Source organism: Diaminobutyricibacter sp. McL0608 (genome assembly GCF_039613825.1).
Lineage (GTDB): Bacteria > Actinomycetota > Actinomycetes > Actinomycetales > Microbacteriaceae > Diaminobutyricibacter.
Genome location: NZ_CP154826.1, coordinates 274027 through 298286 on the forward strand (window position 1 = coordinate 274027; position 24260 = coordinate 298286).

The 24260-nt window shown below is 67.4% G+C and carries 22 protein-coding genes; 14 read left to right on the forward strand and 8 right to left on the reverse strand.

Annotated elements, in window-relative coordinates; genetic code table 11:
- Window positions 1-92 precede the first annotated feature (92 nt).
- Window positions 93-854, reverse strand: coding sequence for an SDR family NAD(P)-dependent oxidoreductase (locus AAYO93_RS01265; RefSeq protein ID WP_345763217.1), 762 nt, complete (start codon window positions 852-854; stop codon window positions 93-95).
- Between the two features lie 64 nt (window positions 855-918).
- Between AAYO93_RS01265 and AAYO93_RS01270 the strand changes: the two genes are divergently transcribed.
- On the forward strand, window positions 919-1530 hold the full coding sequence (locus AAYO93_RS01270; protein ID WP_345763218.1) for a hypothetical protein: 612 nt from the start codon (window positions 919-921) through the stop codon (window positions 1528-1530).
- Between the two features lie 121 nt (window positions 1531-1651).
- On the opposite strand, the gene AAYO93_RS01275 is transcribed toward AAYO93_RS01270, so the two are convergent.
- A complete protein-coding gene (locus AAYO93_RS01275) occupies window positions 1652-2107 on the reverse strand; it encodes a VOC family protein (protein ID WP_345763219.1) in 456 nt (151 codons plus the stop codon).
- Window positions 2108-2281: 174 nt separating this feature from the next.
- Here AAYO93_RS01275 and AAYO93_RS01280 point away from each other — a divergent pair, with 174 nt between their 5' ends.
- Window positions 2282-3442 carry a DUF998 domain-containing protein gene (locus AAYO93_RS01280; RefSeq protein WP_345763220.1) on the forward strand — a complete coding sequence of 387 codons (1161 nt, stop codon included), beginning with the start codon at window positions 2282-2284 and terminating at the stop codon, window positions 3440-3442.
- A gap of 84 nt (window positions 3443-3526) precedes the next feature.
- On the opposite strand, the gene AAYO93_RS01285 is transcribed toward AAYO93_RS01280, so the two are convergent.
- A complete protein-coding gene (locus AAYO93_RS01285) occupies window positions 3527-4867 on the reverse strand; it encodes a serine/threonine-protein kinase (RefSeq protein ID WP_345763221.1) in 1341 nt (446 codons plus the stop codon).
- A 100-nt stretch (window positions 4868-4967) separates the two neighbouring features.
- A complete protein-coding gene (locus tag AAYO93_RS01290) occupies window positions 4968-5945 on the reverse strand; it encodes an EamA family transporter (RefSeq protein WP_345763222.1) in 978 nt (325 codons plus the stop codon).
- A gap of 71 nt (window positions 5946-6016) precedes the next feature.
- On the opposite strand from AAYO93_RS01290, the gene AAYO93_RS01295 reads away from it, so the two are divergent.
- The 3 genes from AAYO93_RS01295 to AAYO93_RS01305 all read left to right on the forward strand — a co-directional run bounded on the left by AAYO93_RS01295 (window position 6017) and on the right by AAYO93_RS01305 (window position 9224).
- Window positions 6017-6610, forward strand: coding sequence for a CGNR zinc finger domain-containing protein (locus AAYO93_RS01295; RefSeq protein ID WP_345763223.1), 594 nt, complete (start codon window positions 6017-6019; stop codon window positions 6608-6610).
- 171 nt (window positions 6611-6781) lie between these two features.
- On the forward strand, window positions 6782-7792 hold the full coding sequence (locus AAYO93_RS01300) for a M24 family metallopeptidase (protein WP_345763224.1): 1011 nt from the start codon (window positions 6782-6784) through the stop codon (window positions 7790-7792).
- Between the two features lie 31 nt (window positions 7793-7823).
- Window positions 7824-9224 (forward strand): glycoside hydrolase family 5 protein, encoded by a 1401-nt coding sequence (locus AAYO93_RS01305; RefSeq protein WP_345763225.1) that lies wholly within the window; start codon window positions 7824-7826, stop codon window positions 9222-9224.
- Window positions 9225-9252: 28 nt separating this feature from the next.
- Here the strand turns inward: AAYO93_RS01305 and AAYO93_RS01310 are convergent, their stop codons facing one another.
- The 3 genes from AAYO93_RS01310 to AAYO93_RS01320 form a co-directional block, all read right to left on the reverse strand.
- On the reverse strand, window positions 9253-11328 hold the full coding sequence (locus AAYO93_RS01310) for a hypothetical protein (protein WP_345763226.1): 2076 nt from the start codon (window positions 11326-11328) through the stop codon (window positions 9253-9255).
- 67 nt (window positions 11329-11395) lie between these two features.
- Window positions 11396-12718 carry an ABC transporter substrate-binding protein gene (locus AAYO93_RS01315; protein WP_345763227.1) on the reverse strand — a complete coding sequence of 441 codons (1323 nt, stop codon included), beginning with the start codon at window positions 12716-12718 and terminating at the stop codon, window positions 11396-11398.
- A gap of 165 nt (window positions 12719-12883) precedes the next feature.
- Window positions 12884-13888, reverse strand: a complete 1005-nt coding sequence (locus AAYO93_RS01320) for a LacI family DNA-binding transcriptional regulator (RefSeq protein WP_345763228.1) — start codon at window positions 13886-13888, stop codon at window positions 12884-12886.
- Between the two features lie 160 nt (window positions 13889-14048).
- Here AAYO93_RS01320 and AAYO93_RS01325 point away from each other — a divergent pair, with 160 nt between their 5' ends.
- Genes AAYO93_RS01325 through AAYO93_RS01355 form a run of 7 tightly spaced genes read left to right on the forward strand, consistent with a single transcriptional unit; the run spans window position 14049 to window position 21729 of the window.
- Complete coding sequence (locus tag AAYO93_RS01325) at window positions 14049-14990, forward strand: carbohydrate ABC transporter permease (RefSeq protein ID WP_345763229.1); 942 nt, start codon at window positions 14049-14051, stop codon at window positions 14988-14990.
- 48 nt (window positions 14991-15038) lie between these two features.
- Window positions 15039-15968 carry a carbohydrate ABC transporter permease gene (locus AAYO93_RS01330; RefSeq protein WP_345763230.1) on the forward strand — a complete coding sequence of 310 codons (930 nt, stop codon included), beginning with the start codon at window positions 15039-15041 and terminating at the stop codon, window positions 15966-15968.
- 13 nt (window positions 15969-15981) lie between these two features.
- A complete protein-coding gene (locus AAYO93_RS01335) occupies window positions 15982-17340 on the forward strand; it encodes a Gfo/Idh/MocA family protein (RefSeq protein ID WP_345763231.1) in 1359 nt (452 codons plus the stop codon).
- On the forward strand, window positions 17337-18272 hold the full coding sequence (locus AAYO93_RS01340) for an NAD-dependent epimerase/dehydratase family protein (protein WP_345763232.1): 936 nt from the start codon (window positions 17337-17339) through the stop codon (window positions 18270-18272). The genes AAYO93_RS01335 and AAYO93_RS01340 overlap by 4 nt, the downstream gene beginning before the upstream one ends.
- The gene (locus AAYO93_RS01345; protein ID WP_434056662.1) at window positions 18269-19177 is read left to right on the forward strand and encodes a 5-dehydro-4-deoxyglucarate dehydratase; all 909 of its coding nucleotides are present in this window, start codon (window positions 18269-18271) and stop codon (window positions 19175-19177) included. Before AAYO93_RS01340 ends, AAYO93_RS01345 begins: the two co-directional genes overlap by 4 nt.
- 20 nt (window positions 19178-19197) lie before the next feature.
- The gene (locus tag AAYO93_RS01350) at window positions 19198-20238 is read left to right on the forward strand and encodes a mandelate racemase/muconate lactonizing enzyme family protein (RefSeq protein WP_345763233.1); all 1041 of its coding nucleotides are present in this window, start codon (window positions 19198-19200) and stop codon (window positions 20236-20238) included.
- 36 nt (window positions 20239-20274) lie between these two features.
- Window positions 20275-21729, forward strand: coding sequence for an aldehyde dehydrogenase (NADP(+)) (locus tag AAYO93_RS01355; RefSeq protein ID WP_345763234.1), 1455 nt, complete (start codon window positions 20275-20277; stop codon window positions 21727-21729).
- Here the strand turns inward: AAYO93_RS01355 and AAYO93_RS01360 are convergent.
- Window positions 21726-23240: a flavin-containing monooxygenase gene (locus AAYO93_RS01360; protein ID WP_345763235.1), complete on the reverse strand. Its 1515-nt coding sequence runs from the start codon at window positions 23238-23240 to the stop codon at window positions 21726-21728. The genes AAYO93_RS01355 and AAYO93_RS01360 overlap by 4 nt on opposite strands.
- An 82-nt stretch (window positions 23241-23322) precedes the next feature.
- Between AAYO93_RS01360 and AAYO93_RS01365 the strand changes: the two genes are divergently transcribed.
- Both AAYO93_RS01365 and AAYO93_RS01370 read left to right on the forward strand, forming a co-directional pair.
- Window positions 23323-23673: an iron chaperone gene (locus AAYO93_RS01365; RefSeq protein ID WP_345763236.1), complete on the forward strand. Its 351-nt coding sequence runs from the start codon at window positions 23323-23325 to the stop codon at window positions 23671-23673.
- Window positions 23674-23714: 41 nt separating this feature from the next.
- A complete protein-coding gene (locus tag AAYO93_RS01370; RefSeq protein ID WP_345763237.1) occupies window positions 23715-24080 on the forward strand; it encodes a hypothetical protein in 366 nt (121 codons plus the stop codon).
- The last annotated feature ends 180 nt before the right edge of the window (window positions 24081-24260 follow it).

Below are 24260 nucleotides of genomic sequence, written 5' to 3' on the forward strand. Positions count from 1 at the left end.
GGTGGGCCCCATCCGCACTCGTTTCGCTCCCGCGCACTCGTACGTACGCGTGCGCGCGCCACGAAGTAGTGCGGCTGGCGCAACGGATGCGCTCAGTCGGCGACGGCGCCGGCCGTGATGTTGATCGCTGCGGCGGTGATCGCCCCGGCCTTGTCCGAGGCGAGGAACACCGCGACGTCGCCCACGTCCTCGAGGGTCGCCGCGCGTCCGAGCATGGTGGGTTCCACGATCGACGCGGCGATGTCATCGCGGCCCGGGAAATCGCGCGGCAGTGTCTCCAATACGCCGCCGGTGTGGATGGTGACGACCCGGATGCCGTACTCGCCGAGTTCCGCGGCCAGCTGGCGGCGCATCGCATCCACTGTCTGAAGCGCGACCTGGAACCCGCCGATGCTGTAGTGCCGGATCGGATTGTTGCCGCCGTCGCCGCCGAACGCCAGGATCACGCCCGCGCCCTGCTGCCGCATCCGTCGGGCCGCCGCCTTCGACGTGATGAAGAACGAACGCACCGACGTGACGATGGGGCGCTCGTAGTCCTCGAGCGACATCTCGATCATCGGCGTGCCCTGCACATCGCCGACAGAGATCAGGTCGAAGGCGATGTCGACGCTCCCGAATCCGGCCGCCACCCGCTCGACGTGGTCGGCGACCTGGGTCTCGTCGAGTGCATCCACGATCGCGGTCTCGGCATGGCCGCCGGACGCGCGGATGTTTCCGGCCACCGCATCCAGTGGCTCCTGCGTGCGCCCGCACAGGTGCACGCGCGCGCCCTCACGCGCGAACGCCCGACCGACTGCGCCGCCGATCGCTCCGCCTCCGCCCCAGATGATGGCGTTCTTCCCGTCGAGCAGCATCCTGCACCTCCCGGTTCCGGGTCGGCGTCGACCCGCCTCGCGGACAGTGTGAACACTGGCACGGATGCAGTCACGCCTCAAGGGCGAGGCGCGTACTAGGCTCCCGGATGTGGATGGCGCGACGGGCGACGATCAGGTGGTCGCCGCAATCCGCGCGAGCCTCGAGGTGGCGCGTGCCCGGCTGTCGGAGGCGGATGCCCGGGATGAGGCACTCGCTGAGTTCGTCCCCGAGCGACGCGTGATGCTCATCACCCGCGAAGCCAGAATGGTTCCAGTCGCGCGGGTCTGGCGACTCGGGGTGCTTCTCCTCGGCGCCTCTGCGGGCTCAGGCACGACAGGCGCAGCCTCCGCGGGTCTCTGGGCGACCGGCTCCATCACACGTGTGCTCGAACCCGGCCGGCCGGCGTACCAGTCCGAATCAGCCGAGCGGAGGCGGGCCTATCGGGCGGCAGCCCTCCGCGGACATTTCCCGAAGGGCGAGACGGTCAACTTCGACGCATCGCCCATCGATCTTGACGCGACAGCGCTCGCCGCATCCGCCGGCCCGCTCCTGCTGCACGACGGGCGAGCGCTCGTGCTCTGGAACGCCACCCTCGGTCCCAAGTCGGCCACGCCCCTCGACGCGTACCTCGACGACCGGGTCGACCTGCTCATCCACCCGCCCGAGGGCGCGTAGCCGACCTGCGCGGCACCGAGCGCGCCCCACACAACGAGCGCGCCCCTTTGTGCGGGGCGCGCTCGTCCGGAAGTGTCGCACTCGCCGCCCTCACCTGTCTCGCCGAGCGGCTCGCCGCGCCTCAGCCGCGGGCTGCAGCTTCGAGGTCGGCCACCACGATCTTCGACATCTGCATCATGGCCGCCATGGCGCGCCCGGCCTTCTCGGGGTCCGGGTCGCTGAGCAGCCGGCCCATCGCCTCCGGGACTATCTGCCATGACAGCCCGAACCTGTCGGTCAGCCACCCGCACGGGCCGGGTGCGCCGCCGTCGGCTGTGAGCGCATCCCAGTAACGGTCGACCTCTGCCTGGTCGGCGCAGCTGACGAAAAGGGAGATCGCGTCGGTGAACGGATGCCCGGGTCCCGCGTTCAGGAAGTGGATCCGCTGCCCCGCGGCCTCGATGGTGGCCGTGAAGAGCTTGCCGTCCGGTCCCAGTTGACGCTCGGTCACCCTGGTGTCGGGGAAGACACTCGAATAGAGGTCGATCGCATCCTGTGCGTTGTCGTCGAACCACAGGAATGGCGTGATGCTGGTCATGATCGGTCCTTTCGTCTGACGGCCGCTGCCGGAGCGGTTCCGGTCTGCCGTGCTTCATGAGGGGGTCGGAACCGGGCCGCGATTCTCGACATCGCGGAAGGAAATTCATTTCGCTCGTGCGACGCATCCGATATGTTCTGGACAGTAGCAGGGTCGATCGAACAGGGGAACCTGATGAGCCAGCCATCATCGATTGCACGAATGCTGCGCCGTCCGGTCGAGAACGCCGAGTCGGTCGAGTCCGTCGCACTCGTCGCCGGGGCCGGGGTGTTCGTGCTCGGCGGACTGGTCGGCACGGTCTTCTTCTGGGGTCGAAACGCACCGATCTCGGGTCCCGATTCGCTGGGCGCGTTCGTCGCGATCGGCGCAGCTTTCGTGTCGGTCGTCGCGTTCATCGCCGGTCGGATGCTGCTGCGAAACGCCACGCCCAAACGCGAGCACGCACAGCTTCTCGGCGACCTCCGTGCGGGCCTCCACGTGCGCAACCGGCTCGACGTGCCCGGTGCTCGACTCCACTGGTTCGACAACGCTGCACTGGCCCTCGCGCACGCGTTCATCGCCCTGCTCGGCTGGATCGGCTTCGCCGACCTCCTGGAGCGCAGCTTCATCGGGGCTGTCGTCTACACGTTGCCTGCCGCGGTGCTCGCGGGCGTCGCGCTCGCGGTGACCGGCTACGTCGTGTTCCTGTCGGCCGTGAACCTCACCCCGATGCTGCTCTCGCTGGTGCTCGCGCTGTTCCTCGTCGTCGGCGCACTCGCGAGCATGCTGAGCTCCTCCGACCCGCACTGGTGGAAGAAGAACCTGAGCGCGCTGGGGATGACGGATGACGTGTCCGCTCTCGCCTTCAATGTCACCCTGATCATCGCGGGCGTCATCGTCACCACCATCGCCCACTATGCGACAGCGACCGTGCCCGTCCGCACGCCCGCAGAGGTCAGGGGCCGCAACCGGGTGCGGGTCGCGCTCATCCTGATCGGTCTCTGCCTCACCTGCGTCGGGATCTTCCCGGTGGACCGGTTCTTCGTGCTCCACAACACGGTGGCTACCGGAATGACCGTCATCTACGCGGTGATGGTCGTCGGCATCCGCTGGCTGATCCCGGCGATGCCGAGGGTGTTCATCCTGCTCGGCTACGCCTTCGTGGGTGTGATCGTCGTGCTCGCCGTCTTCTTCGCGATCGGCTACTACAACCTGACTGCGGTCGAGTTGGTCGCAGCGGTGCTGATCTTCAGCTGGATCATCGTCTTCCTTCGGAACACGAGCGCGATGCGTCCCCCCGCCACCGTCACAGACCAGACCGGCGCGACGGACCTGCCGGAGCTGGCCAGCGCCTAGCCGGCCGCGTGACGGGGCCGGGAAAACATATTGGGCCAAGTCACCTGGGCGGCTGGCGGATGGGCGGCTGGGCGGATGGGCCGGTCAGTCGCCGCCGTCGCCGTTGCCATTGCCGTTCCCGTTCCCGTTCCCGTTCCCTTTGTCTTTGCCTTTGCCTTTGCCGGGTCCCTTGTTGCTCTTGTTCGCGGGGGCGGTCGTCGGAGCCACGGAAGGGGTGGGCGTCACGGAGGCGGGCGCCGGCGACGTCGGTGACGGGGTGTTGGTCGGAGGTGCGACGGACTGCGGCGCGTTGAGCAGCATGCTCGCACCGAGGACGAGCGCGACAAGGACGGCGCCGGCCCCGGCGACGATCGCGGCCAGCCTGCCGTGTGTGCGCCGTTCGGTGCCGGGCGGCGTCGCGCTTGCGACCGTGGATGCGCTGGCCACGCCGGATGCGCCGGACGCGGCGGATGCGCTGGGCGCGGCGGATGCGCCCGGCTGGGCGTGAGCCCCTGGCTCCGCGATTGCGGGCATCACCAGTGTCGGTGGCAGCATCGCCACCGTCGCATCAGTGACGGCCGCAGCGGCGCCCGCGGCACCCCATCCGTTCAGTTCCTCCGCGATCTCTCGCGTCGTGACGGCGACCTCCAGCGAGTTCGGTCGCATCGCCGGGTCGCGCGCGGTCATCTGGCTGAGGAGCGACGCCCAGGCGACGGGGAGCGTATCGGGTATGGCCGGGTCGCACGCGAGACGTGCGCTGACGGCCTCGACAGCGTTGCCCGGATAGGCCTTCTTGCCGGTCAGGCATTCGAGCACGACGAGTCCGAGCGCGTAGACATCCGAGGCCGCACCGGGTTTCTCGCCGGTGGACTGCTCCGGGCTCAGATAGCCGGCGGTTCCGATGACGACACCTGCGGTCGTGATCCGCTCTTCGCCGAGCAGATGGGCGATGCCGAAATCGGCCAGCTTCCCGTGGTAGGCGGGCGCCGGTAGGCCGGTCGGCGCGAGCAGGATGTTCGCCGGCTTGAGGTCACGATGCACGATGCCGAGCGAATGCACGGCGACGAGAGCTTCGGCGATCTCGCAGGCGACCTGGGCCGAGGTCTCGCCGGTGAGTGGTCCGCGTTCCAGTTCGGAACGAAGGTCGGGGCCTTCGACGAGTTCCATGACGAGGAAGCTCGGCGCTGTCGACATGACCGGCGCGAGATGGGCGTCGTGAAGGGTGACCAGGTTGGGATGGTTCAGGCGAGCGAGCAGGCCCACCTCGGCTCGGCGACGCTCGTCGTCGCCGGCCGTGCCGGGTGCGAAGACTTTGATCGCGACGAAGCGCTCGAGGCGGGTGTCCCAGGCGCGGAACACCGAACCCATGCCGCCGCGGCCGATGACCTCGTTGAGTTCGTACCGGTCGGCGAGCACCTGTCCGATGCGCTGATCAGCGTCGTCCATCGATCCCTTCCGTGCGTCGTGCGGCTTCCCGCATCGACATTAGGCGCATGTCGCTGGGGATTCCAGCGGAACGACCGGTCCGCGGTGGCCGCCGCGCGGGTCAGTCGACAGGGATGCGCGCGGGGACGCGAGCAGTCGCGGCGCCGGCCGTTGACGCGGGCTCGAGGGGCGCATCCGCCTTCTCCGACCGAACGAAGCCGATGCCGACCAGGATGAGCACACCGCCGATCAGCTGAGGGACCGTGAGACGTTCACCGAGCAGCAGCCACGCGTAGAAGGTGGCCGCCACGACTTCGAGGAGTCCGGCGAACGACGCAAGACGCGACCCGAGCATCTCGCTTGCGGTGATGCTCGCGGCGTAGGCGATCGCCGTTGCAACGACGCCGACGATGAGGAGCGGGATCCACCAGGCGACCTCGTCGCCGAACATGTGCACCGTGCCGAAGGTCGCCGTGAACGGCACCAGGCGCGTCGCCCCGACGAGTGCGAGCACAGCCCCGCCGATGAGAAGCCCGAAACCGGCGAGGGCGACCGGCGGCAGGCCGTCGTTCGGACGGGCAGCGATCACGTAGTAGCCGGCGCAGCCGACCATCGCGGCGATCGCGAACGCGAGGCCGAGCGCATCGAAGCTGCCGGAGCCGCCGGGGGAGACCACCAGCACGAGCCCGACGAGGGCGACGACGGATCCGATGAGGACGACCGCTTTCGGCACGCGTCTGGTGCTCACCCAGGCGACGGCGACGAGCAGGAGCGGCGCCATGTATTCGATCAGGATGCTCGTACCGACCGGGATGCGCTGGATGGCCGCGAAGTAGACGAGCTGCGTCCCGGCGACGCCGACGAGGGCCATTCCGAGGATGCGCCAGCGCGACCGCCAGATCACGCCCCAGTTGCCGCGCACCGACAGGATGGCGAACGGAGCGAGCACGATTCCGCCGGTCAGGGCGCGAACGGTGACCGCCGCGGCGGGACTCCAGCCGGCTTCGAGCAGCGGCTTGATGAATGCTCCCGACATGCCGAAGGTGGCCGCGGAGATCACGGCGATCACGAGACCGACGGAGGTCGATGAGCGTTTCATGAGCTGTCCCTGCTGGGCGTGTTGAAGGGGTGTGACTTCGACGCTAGTCTTGTCGGAAGTAAGGAGTCAAATTGCATTTTGCCCCTGACACCGAGGACACGCTGGACTTCACCGTGGCACTCGTGAACACGCATCCCGGCGCCAGCAGAAGCGGCGCGGATGAGCTCGAAACGCCCGATCAGCTCGGCGCGTTCCTGCTCGCCCAACAGTTCTCCGGCCGCATCGACCACGACGACGCAGAACTCGCGGAAGTGCGCGAGACCAGAGAGCGACTGCGCCGGCTCTGGACACTCGAGCGCGACGCTGCCGCCGTCGAGGTCAACACGATGCTCCGCGCCGCACGGGCTCTGCCGTACCTGATGCGCCACGACGGTTTCGACTGGCACCTGCACGCGACCGAACCCGACGCTCCCGTGGCCGAGCGCATCAGAGTCGAGGTCGCGCTCGCCATCGTCGACGTCATCCGCACCGGCGAGACCGGCCGCCTCCGGGAGTGCGCCGCAGACGATTGCACCGGCATCCTCGTCGACCTCTCGCGCAACGGATCGAAACGGTTCTGCAGCGTCCGCTGCGGGAATCGGATGAACATGGTCGCGTTCCGCGAGCGCGCCGCGGCCGCGGCTGCACAGGGGGCGACTTTCGTCAGTACGCCTTCTCCCCACTAGCAGAAGTCGTCCCTTTCGCGGGTCGGGTCCGGTGGAGACGATTATCGGTGAAACCGCTTTCTTGCTAGTGTTTAAGCGAGGAATGCAGTCGACCGAGGGAGTGTTGTGCACGGGCATCAAGCCGACCGCGCAGCGGCAGATGGCAGCGAATTCGAGCTCAAACTGGAGCGGGTGAGACGTCTTCTCGGCCGGCACGGCTCTCGGGCGCTGGTGCTCACGAGCCGGGAGAGCCTGGCCTGGCTGCTCTGCGGCGCCAGGGTGACCGTTCCGACGAACGGCGACCCGGTGGTGAGTGTCGTGGTCTCTGCCGACGACGTGACGCTGCATGTCTTCACGAACGAGCGCGACCGGATGCTCGCAGAAGAACTCGTGGGCCTCCCATTCTCGTCAGTGGTGGAGCACCCGTGGTTCCAGCCGCTGCCCGGCATCGGAGAGGGCCTCGAGGGCGCGCTGGCCGAGAGCGCTGTCTCAGCCGAGCTGCGCGCCTTGCGTGCCCCGCTCCTCCCTTCCGAAGTCACGCGCTATCGCTCGCTCGGCGCGGAGGTGGCCGCGGCGGTCACACGCATCGCACGCAGCGCGAGGTCCGAAGACACCGAGCGAACGATCGCTGCTGAGCTCGCACGAGAGGTCGTAGCGATGGGAGCGGAGCCCGTCGTCACGCTCGTGGCCGGTCAGAGCCGGCTGGAGCTGCGGCATCCTCTTCCCACCTCTGCGCCTCTGGGCACGAGATCCATGCTCGTCCTGGGTGCGCGACGAGGGGGTCTGATCGTGAATCTCACCCGCTGGATCGGCGAGGAGCGCGGATCCGGAGAGCTGGCCGCCCGGCTGTTCGAGGTCGAGGCAGACGCATTCGAAGCCACCAGGCCGGGTCGCCCACTGTCGGACGTGCTGGCCGACGTCGTCCGTTCCTACGCGACCCAGGGGTTCAACAGTGCAGAGTGGCTGCGTCACCACCAGGGTGGCCCGACCGGGTACGCCGGGCGTGACCCCCGCGCGACGCCCGCCGCACAGGATGTCGTTCAGGGCGGCCAGGCCTTCGCGTGGAACCCGAGCGCGCCGCGCGGCAAGGTCGAGGACACCGTCGTGATCACCGGCGGCCGGCCCGACGTCCTCACTTGCGATCCCGAATGGCCGACGGTCTCGGTCCGCGGTGTCGCACGACCCCTCGCCCTCCTCTCCTGATGACCGGCTCCACCCCCAGAACGGACCTTCCATGACAGACCTCACCTTCCTCCGTGTGAACGGCGACAAGCTCGTCGACGAATCGGGCTGCGCCGTCCGCCTGGCCGGAGTCGGACTCGGCGGGTGGATGAACATGGAGAACTTCATCAGCGGATATCCGGGCAACGAGGAGGCGATCCGTCGTCTGATGCTCGATCGCATGGGCGAAGAGGCCTACACCGCGTTCTTCGACGAATACCTCGACGGGTTCTTCGACGAGCCGGATGCGGCGTTCCTCGCATCCGTCGGAATCGACAGTGTGCGTATCCCCTTCAACTACCGTCACTTCGAAAGCGATGCGCGACCGTTCGAGCTGAAAGAGGAAGGCTTCGCGCATTTGGACAGGGTCGTCTCCCTGCTCGGCCGCCACGGCATCCGCTCGATCCTCGACCTGCACGCGTTGCCCGGCCGCCAGAACCAGCACTGGCACAGTGACAATCCGACGCACGTCGCCGAGTTCTGGAATCATCCGCATTTCCAGGATCGGGTCGTCCACCTGTGGGAGGCGATCGCCGATCGCTTCAAAGACCGCCCCGAGGTCGCCGGGTACAACCCGATCAATGAGCCCGCCGATCCGAGCGGCGAGGTTCTGTTGCCGTTCTACGAGCGCCTCGAGAAGGCGGTTCGGGCGATCGATCCGCGACACATCCTCTTCCTCGACGGCAATCGGTACTCGACCGATTTCAGCGCGTTCGATCGTCGTGCCGAGCCGCTCCCGAATGCGGTCTACACCGCCCACGACTATGCGTTGCCCGGCATAACCAGCGCCGCAGGCTACCCGGGCGTCACGCGCGGTGAATACTTCGATCGCAGTGTGGTCGAGCAGACGTTCCTTCGTCGCACCGAATACATGCGCCGCACCGGCACTCCGATCTGGATCGGCGAGTTCGGCCCGGTCTACACGCCGGACCGTTCGCAGGATCCCTGGCGCCTCCAGCTCCTGCGCGACCAGCTCGAGATCTACCGGGAGCATGGCGCGAGCTGGGCGTTGTGGACCTACAAAGACATCGGGCTGCAGGGCCTCGTCCATGCGGCTCCCGACAGCGACTATCTCGAGCTCATCCGGCCGGAGCTCGCGACGAAGCAGCGCCTTGGTGTCGATTCATGGGGCGGCTCGGACGCAGGTGTTCGCGACATCCTCGACCCCATCGAGCAGGTGTTCAATGACGAGTTCCCTGATTTCGCGCCGTATCCCTGGGGCCGCCAGCCGCACATCGCCGTGCTCGTCAGGCACATCCTGCTGGCCGAGCCGCTCGCGCAGCGCTTCGCCGATCGCTTCCGCGGTGCGACGCCGGAACGTGCGCGTCAGCTGGCGAGCGCGTTCCGCTTCGGCAACGCCGTTAAGCGTGGCCCGCTGATCGATCTGCTCCGCGCTCACCTCGTCGAAAGCTGAGCCCGGCGCCACGCCGACCCTCGGGCCGTCACGGCAGGGGCGAGATCCCGTCGTGGCGAACGCGCCAGCCCGTTCCGAACCCGGGGGTCGGCGACGAACCGTCGAAGCCTGCAGCCATGAGTCCGGTCGCCAGCAGCAGGCCGCCGTTGCCGGGCAGGTAGATCGGCAGAGAGGCGTTCTGGCGGTTGTGACCATTGGCGAGATACGTGTTCTTCGGTCGCTCCATGAGCAGGCAGTCGACCGCCAGGGCGGGTTCGCCGAGCCGTGTCGCCGTCATCGCTGCCATCGGAAAGTCCCAACCCCACGCCGAATCCCAGTCCCAGTCGCGCAGCACGTCGTCGAGCGTGCGCCGCATGGTCGCTGGGTCGACGAGAGGAGTCCTGGGCACGACACCGAGGGCGGCCAGCATGCTCGGATGGTCGTCGCGGACGAGATAGGGCGGCGTCGAGAGAGCGGCGTAGCACCCGTCGCGCACGGGAAGGGGCGCGAGCTTCGAAGCCACATCGCGCCAGCGATCGGGCACGGTCAGGCCGAGTCGCGTCCGCCACCGTGCGGCGACGTCGAGCGCCCACGACCAGTAGACCAGTTCGAAAGTGGGATCGGACGCCGTCGCGCGGGTGTCGGCGTACGACTCCTGCGCGGGAACGAGAGGGGGGCCAAGGCTGAAGCGGGGAGATTGCCCCGCGGCATCGACGGCGGCATACGCCGCCATGAATTCGGCGGTGTCGAAAACGATGGCGGCCCACCGATCGAGGGTCTCCCGGTTGGGGCGAGCGCGATACAGCAATTCGGCGAGATGGATGGGATGCGGCTGCTGCCAGATCAGGAACGGCCCGATCGGGCTCGGCGCCTCGATTCCTTCGGGCCCGACCTGTTTAGGCCAGCGGGCACCGGGCAGACCCTGACCGCGAGCCGTCTCCCGAGCACGATCCAGGATCGTCTCATACCAGGGCAACGACCGTTCGAGCAGTTGGGGCCGTCCCCAGGGTGCGAGCCACCCGTGATGCCAGAGGTGCATTTCGAGGTGGAACTTGCCGCGCCACGAATTCACCATCAGCCCGGTTTCGGCGGGAGGAAGGCTACCAGCGGTCAGCGCCGTCGCGTACTGGGACAGCACGATCCGGCGTTCGAGTTCGCCCGCGCGTGGATCGTCGCTGTCGGCGAGTTCGATCGCGCCGCCGTCCTCCCAGAACCGCGTCCAATGCCTGTCGCTCGCCGAGAACACGGAGTTGGTCGTGAGTGGTGACGTGACCGTGGCGGCGACGGGAACCGCCGGCAAGAACTCCACCACGACATCCCATGCCCCGGTGTCGTTGGGTGCCTCGAGAACGTACTCGTGCGGGGCGACGCCGGCCAGCTCTGCGCCCGGCGCCGTAATGGACAGAGTGTAGGCGGCCTCATCCAGGCGGCGTTCTATGAGCCAGCCGTCGCTCGTGCGTTGAACCTCGCTGCGGTGGGCATCGGGCCGGGTCCAGTCCGCCGCGTTTCCCCACGCTTCAGATCCGTAGGGGAAAGCGAACCTCAGCCCGCGCACGCCCGAGCCCTCGATCCGGATTCCGATGGCGTCCCGTGCTGGATGGGCGGCGGTCTGCACGCGGAAGGGCCGGTCCTGCAGGCGGAACGCGCTCGTGATCAGCCCCCGCGCAAGGTCCAGCTGCTGATCGATCTCCGTCAATGACGAAACGGTCGGCGTTGTGCCGCCCAGCCACAGGCCGATGCGACCGAGGTCGAGGCGATGCGGGTTGTTCCTCAGCCATTCCTCTTGACGGCTCTGCCCGGATGCTGCGTCTGCGCTGAGCGATCCGCCGAGGTCTGCGTAGAGGGCGGGGCCGTGCGGACTCGCGTATTCGCGCATCGTCGACTCGAGTTCCACCCGGCCCGGGGAGGAGTGCCAGCCCCACTGGCTCATCGTGCCGAGAAGGGTGCCCGCAGGCTCGCCGTACCGCGATTCGACCGGATAGGCGTCCGGAAAGGTCTGCAGCCCGGTCGGGTCGACCGTGAAGCAGAAGTCGCCGTTCCCGACGGTGAGCGGCGACTCGGGTTCCAGCCGGCCGAGCCGTACGCCGTGCCGGGCGACGAGTCGCGAGCGATCAACGGAAGTCATGGGATTCATCCTTGCGAAAAGAGAAAGTGGGCGACCCCTGAGGGGCCGCCCACTGCGAACCTGCTGGTCAGCCGTCCGTCGCCAGCGACTGCTGCAACTGGCTGATCCAACTCTCGGAGCCCTTCTGGGAGGACGTCTTGCCGAACAGGATGTCCGACTCCGTGCGCTGGGAGAGGTCGTTGAGGATCGCGCCACCCGCCGGCTGCGGGGGTGAGACGACGCCGACCTTCAGAGCATCCTCGAGATACTTGGCGGATGCCGCATCCGTCTCGTTCAGCAGCGGCTTGACCACCGACAGGATCTCGGGGTTGAACGGGAGGCCGCGGTCCGCGAGGATCACCTTCGCCGAGTCCTTGTTGTTCAGCAGGAAGTTCACCAGCAGGGCCGACTGTGCCGGGTACTTGGTGCCGGCCGCGATCGCCCAGAACTGTGACGGAAGCACCGAGACCCCTGTGCTCGACGTGTCGGTCGGCGGTTGGACGATCTCGATCTTCGCGCCGTTCGTCCCCGCGCTGTATGCCGCCAGCTGGTTGCTGTAGGCGAAGCTCATCGCAGCCTTGCCGGTTCCGAAGAGTGAACGGTCGGGCGTCACGTTCCAGTGCTGCACGATGACCGACGGATCGGGTAGGCCGCCACCCTTGATGAGCTTCTTCTCCAGGTCGTACCACTTCTGGATGGTCGGAGCCTTGACCGCGAGCTTGCCCTTGGCGGTGTAGATGCCGAGCTTGTTGCCCTGAGCGACATACGTCCCGAGGACGTCCTGCACGCGCAGGTCGAGTCCGACCACGCCGTTGCCGGCATTCTGTGAGATGTCGTCGGCAGCGGAGACGAAGTCGTCCCAGGTCCACGACGACGTGGGCAGGGGGACTCCTGCCTTCGTGAAGAGATCCTCGTTGATCAGGAGCCCGATCGCGTTGCCACCGGTGGGCAGGCCGTAGAGCTTGCCGTCGACCGTGGAACTGGTCAGCGCCGAGGCCGGGTATTCCTTCGTGGAGAGGTACGGCTCCACTGTCGAGAGATCGAGCAGAGAACCTGCCGCCCCGTAGTCCTGCGGCTTCGAGCCGCCGAGCGCGAACACATCCGGCGCCGTACCCGACGCGAAGTCGGTGGACAGGCGGTTGAAGAGGTCGTCGGGAGCGCCGACGGGCTCCGGCACGACCGAGATCTGCGGGTATTTCTTCTCGAACATGCCGATGACCTTCGACATGATCGCGGAGCGGGTGTCGTTGCCCCACCACGAGACGTGGAGTGTCACTTTCTGGTGCGGGTCGTACGAGGCGGTCGGTTCGGCCGACCCGCCACTCCCGCCCGAGCACCCGCTCAACATCAGGGATGCTGCCACGACGGTGCTGAGGGCAGCTCCTGTGAGCAATCGTTTCTTACGCAACATTGCGCCTCATTTCATGTGATCTTCGGCCGACCTCGACGGTGCGGCGCCTGCAGGGAATATGGATGATTTCCCGTTTCGCGCGGCTTCCCGGCCACTCGAAGCGGATTTTCGAGAAACCGCTTTCACGTAAAATAGCAGCGGAGGCGATGCCTGTCAACGCTGCTTTCAGGCGGTTACGGCGGTCGCCGAGTCGCGGATCTCGAGGCGCGGCTGGAACAGAAGGTTGTGCGCGGGCTGCTCGTCGAGGATGAGGGAGTGGAGCCGTTGCCATGCTTCGACGCCGAGTTCCCGATGCGGCACGGAGGCCGTCGTGAGCGTCGGTGCGCAGAATCGGGCGAACGGGATGTCGTCGAATCCGGTCACGGACATGTCCTCCGGAACCTTGACTCCGAGCTCGGCAAGACCGTTGATGAGGCCGATCGCGACGAGGTCGTTGAACGCGACAGCGGCTGTCGCGCCCGACGCCCGAACGGCCGATGCCGCAGCGAAACCGTCATCCAGCCCGGCGCCGGCCGATACGTTGTGAACCGACACTCCACGCGCGCTTCTGCGGAACTCATCGAATCCCCGAAGGCGGAGCGAATTGGACACGCTCTGCTCCGGGCCCTGCACGAGCGCGAACTTCCGGTGACCCAATTCGAAGAGGTAGCGGGCGATGTCCTGGATGCCCGCCTGGTAGTCGATGGACAGTGATGGCGCGGAAATCAGGGGACTCGGGCGGTTGATGAGCACGAGTGGCTGGAGGGTCTTGGCCAGAGCGACGAGTTCATCCTCCGGCATCCGGGGGGCGCACAGCACGATCGCATCGCTTCGCCTGCGGAGCTCCGTCGCCAGGAGGGACTCGTCGTCCGGGGACTCCGCGGAGTCGGCGACGAGAGCGCGATAACCGTCGCGCGCGGCGGTCTTGCTGAAGCCGGAGAGGACGGCCTGGAACGTCGGGTTCGCAAGGTCGGGGACGAGGAAGGCGACCGCCTTCGTCTGCCCGAGGGCAAGCGCGCGGGCGAGCTGGCTCGGTGCGTAGGCGAGGTCGCGAGCTGCCGCGCGGACGCGCTCTGCGACTTCGTCCTCACCACCGAAACGACCATTCATGACGCGGGACACGGTCGCAGGCGAGACGCCGGCGCGCAGGGCGACTTCGGAGATCGTCGTGGATCCGGATCGTCGTGCCATCGTCGGTTTCCCCTCGTCCTTACTTGCATTGTCCGGGCAGTTCACACTACCGCGCCCGTGAAACGGAAAGTTTGACAACCTGCGCATATCCGGGCACAATTCCATGGATTAGGTGAAACCGCTTTCTCTGAATGAAGGCGCGGCAGACGAGGAGGTCCCCGTGAGCAGTTTGGGTGAATTGCGAAACGTTGCGCTCAGCGCGCGTCGCCGCGGGCCCAGGGTCAAGACCCGGTTCACCGACAACAAGGCGGGGTACGCGTTTCTCGCGCCCTGGTTGGTCGGGCTGATCGTGTTCACGATCGGACCGATGCTGTACTCGCTGTACCTGGCGTTCACGCGGTACAACCTTCTTCAGCCGCCGCGCTGGATCGGCCTGGACAACTTCACGCAGATGTTCAGCGATGAACGGCTGTGGAACTCGCTCCGCGTCACGTTCACCTATGTGATCGTCGGGGTACCGCTGCAGCTGGTGATCGCGCTCGTCATCGCGATCCTGCTCGACAAGGGTATGCGCGGCCTCTCGTTCTACCGGTCGATCTTCTACCTGCCGAGCCTGCTGGGCGGCTCGGTCGCCATCGCCATCCTCTGGACGCAGGTGTTCGGCAAAGACGGGATCGTCAATGGATTCCTCGCCTGGTTCGGCATCGACGGACCCGGTTGGATCTCCGACCCCAACACCGCACTCGGAACGCTGATCATCCTCCACATCTGGACGTTCGGGTCGCCGATGGTGATCTTCCTCGCGGGCCTGCGCCAGATCCCGGACATGTACTACGAGGCGGCGCAGATGGACGGGGCGGGCAGGCTTCGGCAGTTCTTCTCTATCACCTTCCCCCTGCTCACGCCGATCATCTTCTTCAACCTCGTCCTGCAAGTGATCTTCGCGTTCCAGTCGTTCACGCAGGCGTACATCGTCTCCGGAGGCAGCGGTGGGCCATCCGACTCGACGATGTTCTTCACCCTGTACCTGTACCAGCAGGCCTTCACGCAACTGCACATGGGCTACGCGTCGGCCATGGCGTGGTTCCTGCTTGTGATCATCGCCGCCTTCACCGGCCTCAACTTCTGGCTCTCACGGTTCTGGGTCTTCTATGACGACTGATCCAGCCCCGACAGAACCGATCCGACCCTCGCAGAAAGGCTCAGCGAGATGACCACTGTCAAGCAAGCGCCCGCAGCCGCGCCGCCGGCGCCGTCGCCGCGTGCTCCCTCGAACCCGGATGCCGTCGCGCGCCCGCCGCGGCGTCGGGCACGGCGCAGCACGATCTCCGTGCTCAAGCATGCCGGCCTGATCACACTGTCGGTCGTCATGATCTACCCGCTGATCTGGCTCGTGGTCTCGTCGTTCAAGCCGAACGGTGAGATCTTCACGAACATCAGCATCTTCACCAACAACCTGACCCTCGACAATTACGTCAAGGGATGGAGCTCCCAGGGCGCCCCGTTCAGCCTGTTCCTCCTGAACTCCTCGATCATCGTGGTCGGCGCGATCATCGGCAACCTGATCTCGTGCTCGCTGGCCGCGTATGCGTTCGCGCGACTGAACTTCCGCTTTCGCACACTGTTCTTCGTGCTCATGCTCGGCACGATCATGCTCCCGATCCATGTCGTGCTCGTGCCGCAGTTCATCATCTTCAAAGAGCTGGGCTGGCTCGGCACGTTCCTCCCCTTGATCGTTCCGAAGTTCCTGGCTGCGGATGCCTTCTTCGTCTTCCTGATGGTGCAGTTCATCCGCGCGCTCCCGAACGAGATCTTCGAAGCGGCGCGTATCGACGGAGCGGGACATCTGCGCTCATTCGTTCAGGTCACGCTGCCGCTGATGGTCCCGGCCCTGGCGACGACCGCCATCTTCACGTTCATCTGGACGTGGGGCGACTTCTTCGGGCCGCTCATCTACCTGCGAACGACCAGCGTCTTCCCGGTCTCTGTTGCGCTCAAGGGCTTCGTGGACCAGCAATCGACATCGGACTACGGCGGGATGTTCGCGATGTCCGTCCTCTCACTCGTCCCCCTCTTCATCGCCTTCCTGCTCGGCCAGCGCTATCTGGTCAAGGGCATCGCAACCACCGGCATCAAGTAATCGAAAGACAGTCATGAATCGTCGCATCCGCTATGTCCTCATCGGTACCGGATCCCGTGCCCAGCTGCACCTGGACGCGATCGTCGGTCCGCACAGCGACGTTGCCGAAATCGTCGCCTGGACCGACACCAACCGGGGTCGCCTGGACTGGTACGAACGGCATCTCGCCGAGGCGGGCGCGCCCGCGCCCGCGCGCTTCCAGCCGTCCGAGCTGGGAGCAGTGGTCACCGACCTCGACGTGGACCGTGTCATCATCACTTCGCCCGACTTCACCCACGCCGACTATGTGGTGGCAGCGCTCGAAGCCGGAGCGGACGCGATCGTCGAGAAGCCCCTCACGACGAACGAAGAGGGCGTACGCAAGATCGCCGACGCCGTCGCGCGAACGGGCCGTTCGGTGACCGTCACCTTCAACTACCGGTACTCGCCGCGCAACACCGAACTCCGACGGGTCATCGAATCCGGCGCGATCGGCGATGTCACGTCAGTCCACTTCGAATGGCTGCTCGACACAGCGCACGGTGCCGACTACTTTCGCCGCTGGCACCGCGACAAGAACAATTCCGGTGGCCTGCTCATCCACAAGTCGTCCCATCACTTCGACCTCGTGAACTGGTGGCTTGCGGACTCTCCGACCCGCGTGTTCGCGAGCGGCGGCCTGCGTTTCTACGGCGCCGAGAACGCAGCGCGCCGCGGTCTCCGGGAGCGTCCGGCGCGCGGATCCATCGACTCCCCGCTCCGGGATGCGTTCAGCCTCGATCTGCGCGAAGACCGGGCGCTGCGTGAACTGTACTTCGAGCAGGAGGACCACGACGGCTACCTGCGCGACCGCGACGTCTTCGATTCAGGGATCACGATCGAGGACAATCTCTCCCTGGTGGTCGACTATTCGCGCGGTGCGTCGATGTCGTATTCCCTCAATGCGCACGCGCCGTGGGAGGGCTACACCGTAGCCGTCAACGGCACCGCCGGGCGCGCCGAGCTGACCGTCGTCGAGCGCGGCGCCGTCCTCGTCGGCGAGGGTGGCCGACCGGTCGTCGATCCGAGCGCTCGCCCCGAGGACGTCGCGCGCGAGAGCGGCCGCCCGGTAGCTGAGCATCTTGTGGTGCAAGGCCACTGGGGCGGTGCACACGAAATCCCGATCCCCGAGGCCGAGGGCGGCCATGGGGGCGGCGACAGCCAATTGCTGCGCGAACTGTACGGCGATGACGGTCACGACGAGCTGGGCCGTTCCGCCTCGTGGCTCGACGGGGTGCGTTCGATGGCCGTCGGCCTCGCCGGCAACATCTCGCTCGCGACCGGATCCGCGATTCGCACCTCGGACCTCGACCTCGGAGCGGGTGCCGTCGCGCTCGGGGAGGGGCAGCGATGAGCCGCTATCTCGTCACCGGAGGCGCAGGGCGCCTCGGCCGCAGCGTCGTCGAGGTTCTTGCTGCCGCCGGCCATGAGGTCATCTCCGTCGACCGGGTCCAGGTGGCCGGGCTACCCGCCCTTCAGGTAGTCGCCGACCTCTCAGACGCATCATCGGTGCGCACTCTCCTGGTACGTCACCGACCCGACGGGATCGTGCACCTCGCAGGCATCGCCGTGCCGTTCAGCGCGCCGGAGGAAGTGACCTTCCGAACCAACACGTCGCTCGCCTTCGCCGTCATCCAGGCCGCGCAGGCTACTGGAGTCGCTTCCGTGCTGCTCTCGAGCAGTCCGACGGTGATCGGCTACAACTCACCGCGCGGTTGGAAGCCGAGCGCACTTCCGATCGACGAGAGCCATCCGCTCGCCCCCTGGAATGCCTACGCTCTCGCCAAAGTCGCGATCGAGGAGATGGTCGCGGCGACGGTGCGTTCGAGCGCCGAGGTTCGGATCGGCGTCTTCCGCCCGTGCTACGTCATCTCGCCGGAAGAGTGGCAGGGCGCTCCGACCCAGCAGGGCCACACGATCCGTGAGCGGCTCGACGACCCGAACCTCGCGGCGGTCTCTCTCTTCAACTATGTGGATGCGCGCGACGCCGGCGAGTTCGTCCTTGCCTGGCTGGCTCAGGCCGACACCATCCCCAACGGCACGGTGTTCTTCGTCGGTGCAGCCGATTCGCTCGTACGCGAGCCGGTCGGTGAAGCGCTGACGCGCCTCGTACCCGGTATCGGCCCGCTCGCGGCGGGCCTCGGGGCGGCCGATCCGGTGTTCTCGAGCGAGCGCGCCGCACGCCTCCTGGGATGGCGGGCGCGTCGAAGCTGGCGCACGCAACTCGTCGAGCAACCTGGCCGTCTCGGCGAACCGGCAGGAGTCGGCGGAGAGGCCCGGAAATGACGCGAATCGCTTTCGGCGATGGGGTTCTGTTCTTCCCCGTCACACCGTTCGACCGGCACGACCGCGTGGAACGCGAGGTCCTGGCCCAGCACATCTCAGAGGGTGTCGACGCGGGAGCCGCGGGTGTATTCGCCGCCTGCGGTACGGGGGAGTACCACGCGCTGTCCGTCGACGAAGTCTCTTCCGTCGTCTCCGCCGCGGTGACTGCGACGGCTGGGCGCGTACCTGTTCTGGCCGGCGCCGGCGGGCCGCTCGGGCACGCGCGCCACAGCGCGCGAGTGGCGGCCGACGCCGGCGCGGACGGCCTCCTCGTCCTACCGCCCTATCTGGTCCACGGACCACAGGCCGGACTCGTCGCCTACGTCGAAGCGATCGCTGCAGAGACCGCGCTTCCGCTGATCGTCTATCACCGTGCCAATGCCGCGCTGACCGAGGATTCGGTCGAGAGGCTCGCCGCCATCGAGAAGGTCGTGGGCATCAAGGACGGAGTCGGTGACATCGCGCTCATGCAGCGATTCGTGCTGGCCGCCTCCCGAGTGGGTCGCGAACTCCAGTACTTCAACGGCCTGTTGACCGCGGAACTGAGCCAGGCGGCTTATCGGGCCATCGGGGTGCCGCTCTACTCGTCCGCGGTGTTCGCCATGGCCCCTGACCTCGCGACGGCGTTCCACACCGCGTACCGCCAGCACGACGACCAGCGTCAACGCGAACTGCTCGACGGCTTCTTCGTGCCTCTCGTCCGACTTCGCGACGAGACCCCGGGCTTCGCGGTCTCGCTCATCAAGACCGGTCTGCGGCTGGCCGGAATGCCGGTCGGTGGGGTGCGCGCGCCACTCACCGATCCGACCCCCACGCAGGAGGAACGCCTGCGCGAGATCCTCGCTTCCGGCCGGGAACTGCTGTGACCGTCCCGTCCATCGTCCAAGTGAACACTCGTCTGGTGCTCATCCCGCTCACCCGGCCGTGGGGTCCGGAGGTCACTGACATCCGCGTGATCGAAGTGGTCGTCGTCGACGACACCGGCGCGCGCGGACACGGGTTCTCCTGGACGCCGACCATCGGCGGCTCCGCAGTGCAGGCACTCATCGACGCCGACCTCGGTCCGTTCGCGCGCGGCCGGCCGGCCGAGCCGAGCTGGTGGAACGCTGCCTGGGAGCACCTGCACGAGGCGGGCGGCGCCGGGGTCACGACGATCGCGCTCGCGGGTCTCGATCTCGCGCTCTGGGACCTGGTCGCCCAGCGCGCCGGCCGCGGTCTCGCGGAGACCCTTGGCCGTCGCCATCCCTCGCTGCCGACCTACGGGAGCGGCGTCAACCTGCACTATTCCCTCGACGAGCTCGTCGCCCAGGCGAACCGCTGGGTGGAGGCGGGCTACTCCGGCGTCAAGGTGAAGGTCGGCAAACCCGACCTGGCCGAGGACATCGATCGTCTGCGCGCGGTCAGGGAGATCATCGGGCCGCGCCGTGACCTGATGGTCGACGCGAATCAACGCTGGGACCTCGACCGCGCCGTCCAGGCGGTATCGGCCTTCGAGCCGTTCGAGATCGCATGGCTCGAGGAGCCGCTGCGGGCCGAAGACCTCGCCGGCCACCGCGAACTGAAGCGACGGACCGGTGTGCGCATCGCCGTCGGGGAGAACATCCACACCCTGAGCCGTTTCGAGGAGTACCTCGACGCGGGCGCGGCCGACGTGCTCCAGCCGAACATCATCCGGGTCGGCGGCATCACGCCCGCTCTCGGGATCGCCCGCCGCGTGCAGCAGGCGGGAGCCGAGCTCGCGTTCCACCTGCTCCCGGAGCTTTCGGCGCAAGTCGCGTTCGCGGGGGAGAAGCCCACCCGTATCGAGATCGTCGAGGACGCACGCTTCGAAGAACTCGGAGCGCTCACGGGGCCGTCCGGGCTGGTCGTGCTCCACGGCACGGTCTCCGGGGGACCCGGAGTGGGCCTCGGACTGCAGTTTCGGTGAGCCCGAAGCCACCGACCATGGAATGGAGCACAGGTAATGACAGACTCGACCACTGCAGACGTCGACCGCGCGGCGCGCGCGGCGGCCGGTGCCTTCACCGCGACTGCGGCAGCGTCCGCCCGTGAACGGGCCGGATGGCTGCGTTCCGTTGCGGAGGAACTCGACAGGAACGTCGACGAGCTCGTGGGAATTGCCGGGCGTGAGACCGGCCTGACGGAACCCAGGCTCCGCGGCGAGGTCGCGCGGACCAGCGGGCAGCTGCGGATGTTCGCCGATGTGATCGAGGAAGGCTCCTACCTCGAAGCGGTCATCGACCATGCGGACGCCGGCGCGACTCCGCCGAAGCCGGACCTGCGCCGGATCCTTCGTCCCATCGGCCCGGTCGCGATCTTCGCTGCGTCGAACTTTCCCTTCGCCTTCTCCGTCGCCGGAGGCGACACGGCCGCCGCGCTCGCCGTCGGTGCGCCGGTCGTCGTCAAAGCGCATTCGGGCCACCGGGAACTCTCTGAGCGCACTGCCGAGCTCGTGACCGCCGCTCTGTCCGCTGCGGGAGCGCCACAGGGCACGTTCAGCCTGGTGTCCGGGCGCGAGGCGGGAATCGCGCTCATCGAGCATCCACTCATCGCCGCCGGCTCGTTTACCGGATCGGTGGCCGGCGGGCGTGCGCTCTACGACCGCGCAGCGCAGCGACCCGACCCGATCCCGTTCTTCGGCGAACTCGGAAGCCTCAACCCCGTCGTCGTGACAGCAGCTGCCGACCGCGCACGGGGCGCCGTTCTCGCGGAAGGTCTCGCAACGTCGTTCCAGGGAAGTTCGGGGCAGTTGTGCACCAAGCCGGGACTGGTCCTCGTGCCGGAGGACTCCGTTCTCGAAGTTGCGCTCGCCGCGCACGTCGGGGAATCCGCGCACCGACTCCTGACCGATTCGATCGACGCCGCCTTCCGTGACGGGACCGAGCAACTGGCGGCGATTCCCGGCGTCGAGCTGGTCGCCGGTGCCGGGCCGGCGGAAAGCCAGGAGCCCCGGCCGGTGGTGTACGCCGCCGGGCTGGAAGTCTTCGCCGACGCTCGATATCGAGAAGCCTTGACGGCCGAGGTGTTCGGTCCGGCCACGCTGCTGGTGCGCTATCCAGACTCCGTGGATGACCTCCCATCACACCTGGCTGCGCTGGAGGGCTCGCTGACTGCGACCATTCACGCCGAGCCGGAGGACGACATCGAAGAGCTCGTCGCGGTGCTCGGGGAACGCGCGGGACGCCTGCTCTTCGCGGGATGGCCGACAGGCGTGGCAGTCACCTGGTCGCAGCACCACGGCGGCCCGTGGCCCGCCACGACATCCCAGCACACCTCGGTCGGTGCGACGGCGACGCGACGGTTCCAGCGACCGATCGTCTACCAGGATGCACCGGAACGTGTGTTACCCGATGCTCTCCTCGACGCGAACCCGCTCGGGATACCGCGTCGCGTCGACGGAGCACTCGTCGTCCGCTAGTCCACCCGCTCCGAACCAGCAGAAACCGACCCATCCATGGGCACGGCATCGCCTCGCGTCCCGCGCCCGCGACGCGCGAACCGCATCCCGGTCGTGACGCGGCTCCAACGCATGGTCGCGCGGTCCCGCAGGTAGTTCTGCCGGAGCACCCAGGGTGCCCGGCCGGCCTGCTTCGGCAGCACACTCGCCGCCCTCCGGATGTATCCGGAGGTCAGGTCGAGAATCGGCCGGCGAACCCCGTTGTCCTCCGGTGCGAGGGGCACCGCCGCGTCGTACCCGGACCGGTCGAGATAGGCCAGGAGCCGGCACACGTACCGCGACGACAGGTCCGCACGAAGCGTCCACGACGCGTTCGTGTACCCGACGCACCAGGCCAGGTTCGGCACGCCGGCGAGCATCAGACCCTTGTAGACGACTCGCTCGGCCGGGTTCACCCGCACGCCGTCCACCTCGAGTTCGATGTTCCCGCAGGCGACCAGTCGCAATCCGGTCGCGGTGACGACGATGTCCGCGTCGAGGTGGCGACCCGAGGCGAGCTCGATTCCGGATGCGGTGAACCGGCTCACCTCATCGGTCACGATCGTCGCCCCGCCGGTCCGCAGCACCGCGAAAAGATCGCCGTCGGGAGCCACGCACAGGCGCTGGTCCCAGGGCTTGTACCGGGGCGTGAAATCGCGCTCGATCGACGCGCCGCCACCGACGCGTGCCCGTGCTCCGTTGATCAGCCACCAGGTCGCCGGCCGCGGGAACCGACGCGAGAACAGGTAGAAGCCCTGGCTCTGCGAGAGATGCATGAAGCGGGCGATGCCGTTCGCCGCGGCTGCGGGCAGGACGCGACGCAACGAATCCGCGAACCGGTCGGATGCGGGCAACGACACGATGTAGCTCGGCGAACGCTGCAACAGCGTGACCTTCGCGCCACCGGCAGCCAGCGCGGGAACCAGGCTGACCGCGGTCGCGCCGCTCCCGATGACGACGACCGACCGGTCGCGAAAGTCGAGCCCGGCAGGCCACTCCTGCGGGTGGATGACCGGGCCCGCGAACTCGTCGATCCCGGCGAAATCCGGGCGATAGCCGCCGTCGTAGCTGTAATAACCGGTGCAGAGATAGAGGAAGCGGCAGGTGAAGTGGAGTGTGTCGGGGCCGGAGCGGGCTGTGACCGACCAGAGGGCAGCATTCGACGACCACGATGCGCGCTCCACGTGAAGTCCGTAACGGATGCGCTCGTCGAGGCCGTAATCGCGGGCTGCCTCCTCGAGGTAGCCGAGGATCGTCGCGCCGTCGGCGATGACTTCGGGTCGCCGCCAGGGGCGGAACGGGAAGCCGAGGGTGAACATGTCCGAATCGCTGCGCACGCCGGGGTAGCGGTACAGGTCCCAGGTGCCGCCGAGGTGCTGCCTGGCTTCGAGCACGGCGAACGTCTTCTCGGGATGCTCGGTCTGCAGCCGATAGGCGGCCCCCACGCCCGACAGACCGGCCCCGACGATCAGTACGTCGAAATGCTCGACCATGGTGGCGCTCCTCGCCTCGATCATGCTCCGATCGGGCGAAAACAGCTAGGGCGGCTCCGTGCGCATCGGGGAGAATACGTTTATGGCACCGACCTTCGCGACCGTCGACGAATACATCGCATCGTTCCCGCCCGAAGTGCAGGAGATCCTGCAGCGGGTGAGGGAGGCCATCCGGTCGGCGGTCCCGGATGCGCAGGAGAAGATCCGCTACAACATTGCGGCCGTCATGATCGACCCGACGCACGCCATCCACTTCGCGGGGTGGAAGAACCATGTCGGTATTTACCCGGTGCCGCCCCTGGAGGGCGAACTCGAGGAGGCGATCGCGCCGTACCGTGCCGCGAAGGACTCGGCGAACTTCCCGTATGCGCGGCCGATCCCGTACGACCTGATAGCGCAGGTGTCCGCGGCGGTCGTCGCGCGCTACTCCTGAACGGAGCGGCGAAGCGCGCTGACCCTCGATAAGGTCGAAGGATGGACGGCACCACCGGATGGGGATGGCTCGCACTCGCGCTGGTGAATGCCGGTCTCGCGGAGCAGAAGAATCGGTCACGCTGGAACTGGTTCGTGATCTCGCTGCTGATCGGACCTCTCGCGACCGCGATGATCGTCATCTGGCCTCGCGTGGAGCCCGGCTCAGCCCCGACGCAGGTGAGCTCTGCGCTGCTGGTGGCGTGCTCGAGCGTTCTCGCTCTGGGCGCCATCGTCTCCGCCGCCTTCGCGATCTTCACGGGTGAGTGGATGCTCTGGATCGTCTGCGGCGCGACGGCACTCGGCACCGGCGCGTTCGCGGTCGCCGCCTCGCGAGCCCGATCGAATCCGCTTCCGCCCACTGCATGAGTCCATCCGTCGCACAGGGGCCGGCTTCGGCTAATGTCCGCGATTGGCACTAGCGGAACCTGACCCTTTTGCGGGCAGGAGGGTCCGAACGACTCGCGCGGACGCAATCAGGTGACGTAACGGGGCGCGCAGTGCCAAACTGGCGGTGCTGCGGTGCTGCGGCGCCCGATCCGAGAGGAC